We start from the raw sequence: 12,613 nt of genomic DNA on the forward strand, positions 1-12,613 counted from the left end.
ATTATTCGTTCCCGAAAAATGCAAAACCTTGTGATGATAAAATAGGTCGCTTTAAGACCAAGACTGAGCTTCATATGTCTAAGCTAGTCCATTTATTGCTGTCTTTCTTGGCGCACCTGCCTTTATCCTGGCTACAAGGCCTAGGTGCCGTTCTTGGACGACTGACTTATCATGCGTCCCCCCGCTATAGAGCACGGCTCCGAGAGAACCTAAGTTCTAGTAAAATCTGTCGAAATTATCAGCTTTTACCGCGATTAGTCAAACAAAGCGCGGCGGAAACCGGCAAGGGCGCGCTGGAACTGGCCATAGCCTGGTGCCGCGAACCGGACGACATCGCCGCCATGGTGCGCGAATGCATCGGCTGGGAGCATGTCGAAGCGGCGCTGGCCAAAGGCCACGGCATCGTCTTCGTCACCCCGCACCTGGGCAGCTACGATATCGCTGGCCGCTACATCAGCTCGCGGCTGCCGTTTCCGCTGACCGCGATGTACCGCCCGCCCAAGCTCGCCTGGCTGGAACCGGTGATGCAGGCCGGCCGCGCTCGCGGCAAAGGCAAGACCGCGCCGGCCACCGGCGCCGGGGTGCGCGTGCTGATGAAGGCGCTGAAATCCGGCGAAGCCACCATCATCCTGCCGGACCAGGTGCCCGGCAACGGCGAGGGCGTATGGGCGCCGTTCTTCGAGCGTCCGGCCTATACCATGACCCTGGTGCCGCGGCTGGCGCAGATCAGCGGCGTGGAAACGCTGTTCTTCGTTGGCGAGCGCCTGCCAGGCGGCCAGGGCTTCCGCGTGCACATCGAACCGCCGGCGCAAGCTTTCAGCGGCGATAAGGAGCAAGATGCCACTCAGCTCAACGCTCAGGTGGAAGCGCTGATCCGCCGCTTCCCCAGCCAATACCTGTGGAGCTATAACCGCTATAAATGTCCGCCCGGCGTCAGCCGGCCAGACGCGCAATAACAGGAACGCTCGGAACCCCCTCGCCAACGCAGCGAGGTTTTCGAGCGTCCCAGCAAGGAAATCTATGAAATTCGCTTTTGCCCTGCTCTGGCTCATCCGCCTGCTGCCGATGTGGGCGATCGGCCTGCTGGCCCGCGGCCTGGGCAATATCGCCTACTGCCTGGCACGCGGCCGCCGCCGCGTCGGCATGATCAATCTGCGCTTGTGCTTCCCGGAAATGCCCATTGCCGAACGCCGCCGGCTGATCCGCCGCAATTTCCAGCACATGATACGCATGGTGCTGGAATACGGCGTCGCATGGTGGAGCTCGGCCCAGCGCATCGACAAGCTGGTCGAGATCAAGAACCTGCACTATGTCACCGAGCTGCGCGAACGCGGCGAAGACGTGATCCTGTTCTATCCGCACTTCGTCGGCTTCGAAATGTGCGTGTATGCGCTGAACCAATACATTCCGCTGGTCAGCGTTTACTCCCATCAGAAGAACGAAGCGCTGGATCGCCAGATCTACCAGGGCCGGCAGCGCTACGACAATGCCTACATCGTGTCGCGCCAGGAGGGCTTGCGTCCCATCATCAAGGCAATGCGCAAGGACCACGCGCCCTTCCTCTATCTGCCGGACCAGGACTTCGGCGTGCGCGACTCGGTCTTCGTCGACTTCTTCGGCGTCAAGGCCGCCACCATCACCGGCCTGTCCCGCATCAGCAAGCTGGCGCGCGCCAAGGTGGTGCCGGCCATCGCCCGCCGCGTCGGCGACCGCTTCGAGCTGGAGTTCTACCCGCCATGGGACGACTACCCGAGCGAAGATGTCGAGGCCGACACCCGCCGCATGAACGCCTTCCTGGAACAGCGCGTCCGCGAAATCCCGGACCAGTACTTCTGGCTGCACAAGCGCTTCAAGAGCCGGCCGCAAGGCGAAGCACGCTTCTACTAAGCAAGGCGCCGCAACGCGGCGCCTTTTTCAATCAGTTGTCGGCGTCGGCGAACGCATCCATCAGCAAGAAAGTACCCGCCTGCCGCTGCCGGCTGTCTATCTGCGGCACCAGCCGGCGGAAATGCTCGGTCTGGCAATGCCTGTCCAGCGCCGCCCGGTCCGGCCAGGTTTCGATGAAGACGAAATGGCCGGGGTCTTTCTGATCGATGAACAGCTCATAGCTGATGCAGTCCGGTTCTTGCTGCGTCTTCGCCACCAGTTCGCGATACAGCGGCATCACCTCGGCCACGCGCTCCGGCTGAATAAAGTCCTGGGCGATCACTTTCAACATCCCGTCCTCTCCGTTTCTCTCATCGCGCGGCCTTGGACTAGCCAGCGCGCCTGCCCAAAAAAAAACAGCGCGGACGGGAAATCCCGTCCGCGCCGCGTATTGCGTCCGCCCTGCTCGCGCTAGGCTCGCCGCCGCCAGAAGTAGCGATAGACAAAGCCCGGAAACGCGAATACCAGGAACAGCGACACCGTGGTCACGTAGAACTGCCAGTTCTGCGATTGCACCGGCATCAAGCGGCTCTCCAGCAAATAGGCGAAGCCGCCCACCAGCAGATACAGCGCCATCAGCTCGAGCAGGCGCCAGCCAAAATGCTTGTCGGCCACCTTCAGCACCCCGCCCACTTTCTGGGTCAGGAACGGCAGGTTGGCCGCCGCCAGGGCTACGAGGAATAAAACGATGACGCTGGATTGCATGGTGGAATGACCTTTAAATCACGGTGAGCGATTGACGCACGACTTGCACGCACAATTCCAACGCGCGCTCCGGCAGCAGGCCGATGAAGAGCAAGGCCAACGCGTTCAGCGACAGCACCAGCTTCATATCGCCGCGCACCACGATGTCGCTGCGGTCTTCCGCCTCGTCGAAATACATCGCCTTCACCACGCGCAGGTAGTAGAACGCGCCGATCACCGACATCAGCACCGCGAAGATGGCCAGCTTGATCATGCCGACGTCGACGATGGCCTTGATCACCGCGAACTTGGCGTAGAAGCCCACCAGCGGCGGGATGCCTGCCATGGAGAACATGGTCAGCAGCATCAGCAGCGCGTACCAGCTGTTGCGGCTGTTCAGGCCTTTCAGGTCGTCCAGCTTCTCGCACTCGAAACCGGCGCGCGACAGCGCCAGCAGCATGCCGAAGCTGACCAGCGACATCAGCACATAGCTCAGCGCGTAGAACAGCGCCGCCGAATAGCCGACCTTGGTGCCGGCCAGCACGCCCAGGAGCAGGAAGCCCATGTGCGAGATCGTCGAATAGGCCAGCATGCGCTTGATATTGGTCTGCACGATGGCGGTGATGTTGCCGATGGCCATGGACAGCGCGGCCACGATCACCAACATCATCTGCCAGTCAGCCACCAGCGCGTCCAGGCCCTGGGCCAGGATGCGCAGCGTGAACACGAAGGCGGCCAGCTTGGGAGCGGCGCCCACCATCAGTGTCACCGAGGTCGGCGCGCCGTGGTACACGTCCGGCACCCACATATGGAACGGCACCGCGCCCAGCTTGAAGGACAGGCCGGCCACGATGAACACCAGGCCGAAGATCAGCAGCACGTCATTGGCCTTGTGCGCGGCGATGGACTTGGCGATCGCGGCCAGTTCCAGCGAGCCGGTGGCGCCGTAGATCATCGAGATGCCGTACAGCAGCAGGCCGGAGGCCAGCGCGCCCAGCACGAAGTACTTCATTGCCGCCTCGGTGGCCTTCACCGACTCGCGCTGCAGCGCGATGATGGAGTACAAGGCCAGCGACAGCAATTCCAGGCCCATGTACAGGGTCAGGAAGTGCGAGGCCGACACCATCAGGTTCATGCCCAGCAAGGCGAACAGCGCCAACGAGAAATACTCGCCCTTGAACAGCTGGCGATCGGCGGTGTACTGCCGGCTGTAGATCAGCACGATGGCGGTGACCGCGTACATGGCCAGCTTGACCACGCCGCCCATGGGGTCGGCGACGAACATGCCGGAGAAAGTGAGCACCGGCTGAGCGGTGAAAGTCATCACCTGCGCCACCGCCGTGCCCAGCAGGGTCAGCAGCGTCAGGCCCAGGGTGATGCCGCGCTTCTCGTCCGAGACAAACAGGTCCGCCATCAGCACGAACAGGATCGCGCCGGCGAGGAACATCTCGGGAATCGCGGGTATCAGGTTGAGATCAGCCCAATTCATTGTTTCCATTCCTTCCGCGCTTACAGCTTGCTCTGCGAGACATGCAGAATCAGGTCATTGACCGACAGGTGCATTTTCTCGACGAAGGCTTGCGGGTACAGACCCATGCCCAGCACCGCGATGGCCAGGATGGCCAGTACCAGGAACTCGCGCTTGTTGACGTCGGACAGCTCCGCCACATGGCTGTTGCCCACTTCGCCGAAGATCACGCGCTTGTACATCCACAAGGTATAGGCGGCGCCGAAGATCAGCGTGGTGGCGGCCAGCGCCGCGTACCAGAAGTTCACCTGCACCGCGCCCATGATCACCATGAACTCGCCGACGAAGCCGGAAGTGGCCGGCAGGCCGGAGTTGGCCATCGCGAACAGCATCATGAAGGCCGCGAAGATAGGCATCTTGTTGGCCACGCCGCCGTAGTCGGCGATGTTGCGGCTGTGCACGCGGTCATACATCACGCCGATGCAGAAGAACATCGCGGCGGAGACGAAGCCGTGGGACACCATCTGCACCAGCGCGCCTTCAACCGCCCACTGGTTCAGCTCGGAACCGGTGAACAGGAACAGGCCCAGGGTGACGAAGCCCATGTGCGAAATCGACGAGTAAGCCACCAGCTTTTTCATGTCGGACTGCACCAGCGCCACCAGGCCGATGTAGACCACCGCCACCAGCGACAGCGCCACCATCACGCCGGACAGCTCGCGCGCGGCGTCCGGCAGGATGGGCAGCACGAACCGCAGGAAGCCGTAAGCGCCGATCTTCAGCGTGATCGCGGCCAGCACCATGGAGCCGCCGGTAGGCGCTTCCACGTGGGCGTCCGGCAGCCAGGTGTGCACCGGCCACATCGGCACCTTCACCGCGAAGGACAGGAAGAAGGCGACGAATAGCAGGATCTGCACCGTCAGCGGGATCTTGGCGATGTCGTGGAAAGCCTGGATGTCGAAGGACTTGCCAGCCTGGAAGTACAGGTAGATCAAGGCCACCAGCATCAGCAGCGAGCCGAGCAGGGTGTAGAGGAAGAACTTGATCGACGCGTACACGCGACGCGGGCCGCCCCAGACGCCGATGATCAGATACATCGGGATCAGCATGCCTTCGAAGAAGACATAGAACAGAATGGCGTCCAGCGCAGCGAAAGCGCCGTTGATCAGACCGGACATGATCAGGAAGGCGGCCATGTACTGCGCCACGCGCTTCTGGATCACCTGCCAGCCGGCCACCACCACCAGCAAGGTGGTGAAGCTGTTGAGCACGATGAACAGCATCGAGATGCCGTCCACGCCCAGGTGGTAGTTGATGCCGAGGGACTCGATCCACGGCTTCATCTCGACGAACTGCATGCCGCCGCTGAGATTGTTGAATTCAGTGAACAGCGGCAGCGACAGCAGGAAGCCCGCCAGGGCCCCCGCCGCGGCCAGCCAGCGCGCCAGCGCGGCCCGCTGATCGCCCCCTGTCGCCAGCACCAGCAACCCGGCCGCTATCGGGGCCCAGATCACCAGAGTCAATAGATGTGTGAACATAGTCAAACCCATTTGTTATTCCAATCCCGGAGCCCGGGCTCAACGCCAGATCAGCGGCCAGAACCACATCGTCATCAGCGCCAGCACCCCGATGATCATCGCGGTGGCGTAGCTGTAGATGAAGCCGGTTTGCGCGCGGCGGATGAAGCCGGAGAAAGTCGCCACCAGCTTGGCGGTGCCGTTCACCAACAGGCCGTCGATCAGCAACATGTCGCCCACCTTCCAGAAGAAGGTGCCCAGGGCTCGCGAGCCCTTGGCGAACACGGCGAAATAGATCTCGTCCAGGTAGTACTTGTTTTCCAGGATCTTGTTCACCAGGCTGAACTTCTGCTTGATGGCGGCCGGGATCTGCGGCGCCTTCATGTAGAAGAACCAGGCGGTGGCCACGCCGGCCAGCGCCAGCCACAGCGGCAGCGTGCTCAGCGAATGCACGCCCATGGCGGCGGCGCCGTGGAACTCGCGGGCGATCTCTTCCATCGCCGGATGCAGCTCATGGTTGACGGTGATCACGCCCTTGAAGAAGTCGCCGTACAGCAGCGGCTCGATCGCGAAGTAACCCACCAGCACCGACGGAATCGCCAGCAGCACCAGCGGCAGGGTCACCACCCACGGCGACTCGTGCGGCTTGTCGTTCGGACCCAGGCCATGGTGATGGTCGTGATCGTCATGGCCGTGGTCGTGATGATCGTCCTTCTTCTCCATCCAGCGTTCCTTGCCGTGGAAGACCAGGAAGTACATGCGGAAGGAATAGAAGGCGGTGATGAACACGCCGGCGATCACCGCGAAATAAGCGAAACCGGCCGCGGACAGATTGGACGCGTGCACCGCCTCGATGATGGAGTCCTTGGAGTAGAAGCCGGAGAAGAACGGCGTGCCGATCAAGGCCAGCGAACCCAACAGCGAAGTCAGCCAGGTGATGGGCATGTACTTGCGCAGGCCGCCCATATTGCGCATGTCCTGATCATGGTGCATGCCGATGATCACCGAGCCCGCCGCCAGGAACAGCAGCGCCTTGAAGAAGGCGTGGGTCATCACGTGGAACATCGCCACCGAGTAGGCCGAGGCGCCCAGCGCCACGGTCATATAGCCCAGCTGCGACAGCGTGGAGTAAGCCACCACGCGCTTGATGTCGTTCTGGACGATGCCGAGGAAGCCCATGAACAGCGCGGTGATGGAACCGGCGACCATGATCACGTTCAGCGCGGTGTCGGACAGTTCGAACAGCGGGCTCATGCGCGACACCATGAAGATGCCGGCGGTCACCATCGTTGCCGCGTGAATCAGCGCCGAGATCGGAGTCGGGCCTTCCATCGAGTCCGGCAGCCACACGTGCAGCGGGAACTGCGCCGATTTGCCCATCGCGCCGATGAACAGCAGGATGCAGGTCACGCTCAGCAACGACCACTCGGTGCCCGGAATCAGGCTGATGGTCTTGCTGGCCAGCGCCGGAGCGGCGGCGAACACGTCGCTGTAGTTCAGCGAACCGCCGAAGTAGGCCAGCACCAGGCCGATGCCCAGCAGGAAGCCGAAGTCGCCGACGCGGTTGACCAAGAAGGCCTTCAGGTTGGCGAAGATCGCGGTCGGACGCTTGAACCAGAAGCCGATCAGCAGGTAGGACACCAGGCCCACCGCTTCCCAACCGAAGAACAGCTGGATGAAGTTGTTGCTCATCACCAGCATCAGCATCGAGAAGGTAAACAGCGAGATATAGCTGAAGAAGCGCTGATAGCCCGGGTCTTCCTGCATATAGCCTATGGTGTAAATGTGCACCATCAGCGACACGCTGGTGACCACCACCAGCATCATCGCGGTCAGCGAATCCACCAGGAAGCCCACCGAGAACTCGTAGCCACCCACCGTCAGCCAGGTGTAAACCGGACCGTTGAACACTTCAGCCTGCCCGGTCAGGAAGGCGTGAAGCACCTTGAGCGAAAGCGCGGCGGACAGCGCCACGCCGGCTATCGTCACGACGTGCGAAGCGCGCCGGCCGATGGCCCATCCAAATAGGCCTGCAATGATGGAACCCGCCAGCGGGGCGAGTGCAATCAGCAGGTATAAGCTCTTCATATCCATGCTTGTGTGCTTTGTGTAGGTTCCGGTTTGCCTTAGCCTTTGAGGCTGCCCAAGTCTTCAACGTTGATGGTGCGCAGATTGCGGAACAGCACCACCAAGATGGCCAGGCCAATCGCGGCTTCGGCCGCGGCCACCGTCAGGATGAAGAATACGAAGATCTGGCCTGCCGTGTCCGACAGGTAATGCGAGAACGCGATGAAGTTGAAATTCACCGCGAGCAGCATCAGCTCGATGGCCATCAGCAGCACGATCAGATTTTTCCGGTTCAGGAAAACGCCTAGCACGCCGATGGCAAACAGGATTGCGGCCAGCACCAGGAAGTGAGTCAGTGTCAGCACATTTCCTCCCTTATGTTGATTGGCCGTCAGGCCTGTTGCTTACCGGAGTCGGCCTCGGAGGCCTCCTCCACCGTGGATTCTTCGGCAGGCTGTTCAGCCTGCATCTTGACCAGACGCACGCGGTCATTGCGCTTGACCTTGACCTGCAGCGCCGGATCGATAGCCTTGGTGTCCTTGCGGCTGCGCATGGTCAGGCCGATGGCGGCCACCATGGCCAGCAGCAGCACCACCGCCGCCACTTCAAAAGGCAGCAGATAGGTGGTGTACAACTGGCGGCCCAGCACCTTGACGTTGCTGAAGTCGGCAGCCAGCGGCGCGGCGGCCTGGTAGGCGTCCAACTTGGCGCTGGGGCTGGCCAGGATCATCGCCATCTCAAACACCATGATGATGCCTACGGCGGCGGCGATCGGCAGGTTCTTCCAGAAGCCCTCGCGCAGTTTCTCGATGTTGATGTCCAGCATCATCACCACGAACAGGAACAGCACCATCACCGCGCCCACATATACCACCACCAGGGTGATGGCCAGGAACTCGGCTTCCATCAGCAGCCACAGGCCGGCGCTGTTGAAGAAGGCCAGCACCAGGAACAAGGCCGCGTGAATCGGGTTCTTGGCCGTCACCACGCGGATGCCCGCGAACATCAGGATGGCGGACAGGACATAAAAGACAAACATTGTGAAGTTCATGACCCCCCCCTTAGCGATACTTGGCGTCGGCCGCCTTGTTAGCGGCGATTTCCGCCTCGTACTTGTCCCCGATCGCCAGCAGCATCGGCTTGGTGTAGTACAAGTCGCCACGTTTTTCGCCGTGGTATTCAAAGATGTGGGTTTCCACGATGGCGTCCACCGGACAGGCCTCCTCGCAGAAGCCGCAGAAGATGCACTTGGTCAGATCGATGTCGTAGCGCGTGGTGCGGCGGGTGCCGTCGTCACGCTGCTCGGACTCGATGCTGATCGCCATCGCCGGGCACACCGCCTCGCACAGCTTGCAAGCGATGCAGCGCTCTTCGCCGTTGGCGTAGCGGCGCTGCGCGTGCAGGCCGCGGAAGCGCGGCGAAATCGGCGTCTTCTCTTCAGGGAACTGGACCGTGATCTTGCGGGCGAAGAAGTAGCGGCCAGTGACCATCAGGCCCTTGACCAGCTCCACCAGCAGGAAGGTCTTGAAAAAGTTACGGATCGAATTCATCTTTTCACCTCTCCCCGTCTCAGTGCCACAAGGACAGCGGGGTCATCATCCAGACGCCCACCACCAGGATCCACACCAAGGTCACCGGGATGAACACCTTCCAGCCCAGACGCATGATCTGGTCGTAGCGATAGCGCGGGAAGGTGGCGCGGAACCACAGGAAGCAGAACAGCACCATCGCCACCTTGAGCGCCAGCCAGAAGAAGCCGCCCGCGCCCAGAATGCCCCAGGACGCCGGGAACGGCGACAGCCAGCCGCCGAGGAACAGCAGCGAGGTCAGCGCGGCGACCAGGATCATGTTGGCGTATTCGGCCAGGAAGAAGATGGCGAAGGCCATGCCCGAGTACTCGACGTGGAAGCCGGCGACGATCTCGGATTCACCCTCGGCCACGTCGAACGGCGCGCGGTTGGTTTCGGCCACGCCGGAAATCAGGTAGACCACGAACAGCGGGAACAGCGGCAGCCAGTTCCACGACAGCACGGAGCCACCGGCCATGCCCTGCCCTTGCTGCTGGACGATGTCCACCAGGTTCAGGCTGCTGGACACCATCAGCACACCGATCAGCGCGAAGCCCATCGCCAGTTCGTAGGACACGATCTGGGCGGCGGAACGCATGGCGCCGAGGAAGGAGTACTTGGAGTTGCCCGCCCAGCCGGCGATGATCACGCCGTACACGCCCATCGAGGTCAAGGCCAGGATGTAGAGCAGCGAGGCGTTGACGTTGGCCAGCACCAGCTTGTCGGTGAACGGAATCACCGCCCAGGCCGCCAGCGCCGGAGCGATGGACAACACCGGCGCCAGCAGGAACAGGCCCTTGCTGGAGTTGGTGGGCAGGATGATTTCCTTCATCAGCAGCTTGACCGCGTCGGCGATAGGCTGCAGCAGGCCCAGCGGGCCTACCCGGTTGGGGCCGATGCGGATCTGCATGAAGCCGATGACCTTGCGCTCGGCATAGGTCAGGTAGGCGACGCACAGCAGCATCGGCAATACGATGGCGATGATCTTCAACAGGGTCCAAACCACGAGCCCCGCGTCAGTGCCAAGAATACCTTGCAAGAACTCCATGCTTTACCCCTGGGTGATCTCGATAGCGTCGAACATGCCGCCCAGCGCCAGCGTGGCCGCGTGAGCGGTGGCGATGCGAACCGTGTCCTGCGGCAGGCTGTCGTCGGCGACGATGCGCACGCGCGCCTGGCCGGAACCCTGGCTCAGCAATGCGGTGCTGTCGGCGGCGATGCCCAGCTTCTGCAGCAGGCCGCTGTGGGCGGAAGCCACCGGCTCGGCCGCGTCGCGGGTCTGTTGCAGCGACTCGGCGCGGCGGCAGACGGCGTCGGCCTGGTACAGCGGCACTTCGCCGATGCGCGCCACGCCGGCGGTCGCGGCGGCCGCGACGTTCAGCTGGTTCAGCGCGTTGTTCAGACGCGCGGCGATGTCGCCCTTGGCCAGCAGTTCGGCGCGCACTTCCTCGGCGCTGTTGAAGTCGAAGCCGGACAGATTCAGCATATTGCCCAGCACGCGCAGCACTTTCCAGGCCGGGCGGGCTTCGCCCAGCGGACGCACCACGCCGTTGAAGCTCTGCAGCTTGCCTTCCATATTGACGAAGGAGCCGGCGGTCTCGGAGAACGGCGCGATCGGCAGCAGCACATCGGCGTAGTCCAGCAGGCCCTGGCCCTTGAACGCGGTCAGCGCGATCACGGTGGCGGCCTGCTTCATCGCGGCGACGGCGGCTTGCGGGTTGTAGCTGTCGAATTCGACTTCGGTGTTCAGCAGCACATAAGCCTTCTTCGGCTCAGCGATCATCGCGGCGGCGTTGGCGCCCGCGCCTTGCGGCAGCGCGCCCACCAGTTCCGCGCCCACGCTGTTGGCGGCCTCGGACAGCACGCCAAAGCTGGCGCCGCTCAGGCGCGCGATCTCCTGCGCCACGGCCAACAGCTGGCTGAACGCCGGATGGTGCTGCGCCACATTGCCCAGCACCACGGCGGCGGTTTCCGCGCCGCTCAGGCTCTCGGCGATGCGACGCGCCTCGGCGGACACTTGCACCGCGGACAGATCAACGCTGGTTTCACCGCCCTTGATCTCAACCACGGCCTTCAGCACCTGGGCGAAGCCGTTGACCAGCGCCAGCGGCGACACGATCAGCTTGGCGTTGATCTTGATCAGCAGTTCGTCGTCGGCGACATGGATAATGTTAAGCTCGCTGCCCTTCTTGGCCGCGGAGCGCAGGCGCGAGGTCAGCAGCGGCTGTTCCTTGCGCAGCGTGGAGCCGACCACCAGCACCGACTTGGCCGCGGCCAGATCGGAAATGCTGGAACCCAGCCATTCGGCGCCCTGCTTGGCCGCGTCGGCGGCGAAGTCGCTGCGGCGCAGACGGTAATCAATGCTTTCCACGCCGAAGGCGCGCGCCAGCTTCTGCGCCAGATGCAGTTCTTCGGTGGTGGAATGCGGGCTGGTCAGGAAGCCGATGGCGTCCTTGCCGTGATCGGCGGACACGCCGTTCAAGCCCTTCACCACGTAGTTCAACGCGGTTTCCCAATCGGTCTCGTGCCATTGGCCGTCGAACTTGATCATCGGCTGCTTCAGACGCTCGGCCGAGTTCAAGCCCTCGTAGGAGAAGCGGTCGCGGTCGGCGATCCAGCACTCGTTGATGGCCTCGTTTTCCAGCGGCAGCACGCGCATCACTTCATTGCTCTTGACCTGAACGATCAGGTTGGAGCCCAGGCCGTCGTGCGGGCTGACCGATTTGCGGCGCGACAGCTCCCAGGCGCGGGTGCTGTAGCGGAACGGCTTGGAAGTCAGCGCGCCCACCGGGCACAGATCGATGACGTTGCCGGAGATTTCCGAATCCACGGTCTTGCCGAGGAAGGGCAGAATCTCGGAGAACTCGCCGCGATGCGCCATGCCGATTTCCTGGAAGCCGCCGACTTCCTCGGTAAAGCGCACGCAACGGGTGCAGTGAATGCAGCGCGACATTTCTTCCGCCGAGACCAGCGGGCCCATGTCCTTGCCCACCACCACGCGCTTTTCTTCCTGATAGCGCGAGGAGGAGTTGCCGTAACCCACGGCCAGATCCTGCAGCTGGCATTCGCCGCCCTGGTCGCAGATCGGGCAATCCAGCGGATGGTTGATCAGCAGGAATTCCATCACGCCGGCCTGGGCCTTCTTGGCCATGTCGGAGTGAGTGTGGACCTTCATGCCGTCGGTCACCGGGGTGGCACAAGCCGGCAGCGGCTTGGGCGCTTTTTCCACTTCCACCAGGCACATGCGGCAGTTGGCCGCGATGGACAGCTTCTTGTGGTAGCAGAAGTGCGGAATGTACGTGCCCACCGAGTGAGCCGCTTCCATGACGGTGCTGCCTTGCGGGACCGTCAGTTTTTTTCCGTCGATTTCGATTTCAAGCATC

At 62.5% G+C, this 12,613-nt stretch carries 12 protein-coding genes; 2 read left to right on the top strand and 10 right to left on the bottom strand.

All coding sequences use genetic code 11. The features are described 5' to 3' along the window. Nucleotides 1–74: 74 nt before the first annotated feature. Nucleotides 75–956: a lysophospholipid acyltransferase family protein gene (locus VI26_RS05735; protein ID WP_048408799.1), complete on the top strand. Its 882-nt coding sequence runs from the start codon at nt 75–77 to the stop codon at nt 954–956. A gap of 64 nt (nt 957–1,020) precedes the next feature. Beyond that, nucleotides 1,021–1,887, top strand: a complete 867-nt coding sequence (locus VI26_RS05740) for a lipid A biosynthesis lauroyl acyltransferase (protein WP_048408800.1) — start codon at nt 1,021–1,023, stop codon at nt 1,885–1,887. Nucleotides 1,888–1,918: 31 nt separating this feature from the next. Here VI26_RS05740 and VI26_RS05745 read toward each other — a convergent pair whose 3' ends face one another. The 10 genes from VI26_RS05745 to nuoG all read right to left on the bottom strand — a co-directional run bounded on the left by VI26_RS05745 (nt 1,919) and on the right by nuoG (nt 12,612). Continuing rightward, nucleotides 1,919–2,218, bottom strand: a complete 300-nt coding sequence (locus VI26_RS05745; RefSeq protein ID WP_048408801.1) for a putative quinol monooxygenase — start codon at nt 2,216–2,218, stop codon at nt 1,919–1,921. A 119-nt stretch (nt 2,219–2,337) separates the two neighbouring features. Continuing rightward, nucleotides 2,338–2,631, bottom strand: a complete 294-nt coding sequence (locus VI26_RS05750; protein WP_048408802.1) for a DUF2818 family protein — start codon at nt 2,629–2,631, stop codon at nt 2,338–2,340. A 13-nt stretch (nt 2,632–2,644) separates the two neighbouring features. Continuing rightward, nucleotides 2,645–4,099 (bottom strand): NADH-quinone oxidoreductase subunit NuoN, encoded by a 1,455-nt coding sequence (gene nuoN, locus VI26_RS05755; protein WP_048408803.1) that lies wholly within the window; start codon nt 4,097–4,099, stop codon nt 2,645–2,647. Between the two features lie 20 nt (nt 4,100–4,119). After that, entirely contained in the window at nt 4,120–5,616 is a 1,497-nt protein-coding gene (locus VI26_RS05760) for an NADH-quinone oxidoreductase subunit M (RefSeq protein WP_048408888.1), read from the bottom strand. Nucleotides 5,617–5,655: 39 nt separating this feature from the next. Continuing rightward, nucleotides 5,656–7,689 carry an NADH-quinone oxidoreductase subunit L gene (nuoL, locus tag VI26_RS05765; protein ID WP_048408804.1) on the bottom strand — a complete coding sequence of 678 codons (2,034 nt, stop codon included), beginning with the start codon at nt 7,687–7,689 and terminating at the stop codon, nt 5,656–5,658. 32 nt (nt 7,690–7,721) lie between these two features. Then, on the bottom strand, nt 7,722–8,027 hold the full coding sequence (gene nuoK / locus VI26_RS05770) for an NADH-quinone oxidoreductase subunit NuoK (protein ID WP_019102195.1): 306 nt from the start codon (nt 8,025–8,027) through the stop codon (nt 7,722–7,724). Nucleotides 8,028–8,053: 26 nt separating this feature from the next. Then, nucleotides 8,054–8,713, bottom strand: coding sequence for an NADH-quinone oxidoreductase subunit J (locus VI26_RS05775; RefSeq protein ID WP_048408805.1), 660 nt, complete (start codon nt 8,711–8,713; stop codon nt 8,054–8,056). A 10-nt stretch (nt 8,714–8,723) separates the two neighbouring features. Next, on the bottom strand, nt 8,724–9,212 hold the full coding sequence (gene nuoI, locus VI26_RS05780; protein WP_019102197.1) for an NADH-quinone oxidoreductase subunit NuoI: 489 nt from the start codon (nt 9,210–9,212) through the stop codon (nt 8,724–8,726). A gap of 19 nt (nt 9,213–9,231) precedes the next feature. Then, nucleotides 9,232–10,278 (bottom strand): NADH-quinone oxidoreductase subunit NuoH, encoded by a 1,047-nt coding sequence (nuoH, locus tag VI26_RS05785; protein WP_048408806.1) that lies wholly within the window; start codon nt 10,276–10,278, stop codon nt 9,232–9,234. 3 nt (nt 10,279–10,281) lie between these two features. Beyond that, on the bottom strand, nt 10,282–12,612 hold the full coding sequence (gene nuoG, locus VI26_RS05790; protein ID WP_048408807.1) for an NADH-quinone oxidoreductase subunit NuoG: 2,331 nt from the start codon (nt 12,610–12,612) through the stop codon (nt 10,282–10,284). Between the last annotated feature and the right edge of the window lies 1 nt (nt 12,613).

This window comes from Chromobacterium sp. LK1 (assembly GCF_001043555.1).
In the GTDB taxonomy this organism is placed as follows: Bacteria; Pseudomonadota; Gammaproteobacteria; order Burkholderiales; family Chromobacteriaceae; genus Chromobacterium; species Chromobacterium aquaticum.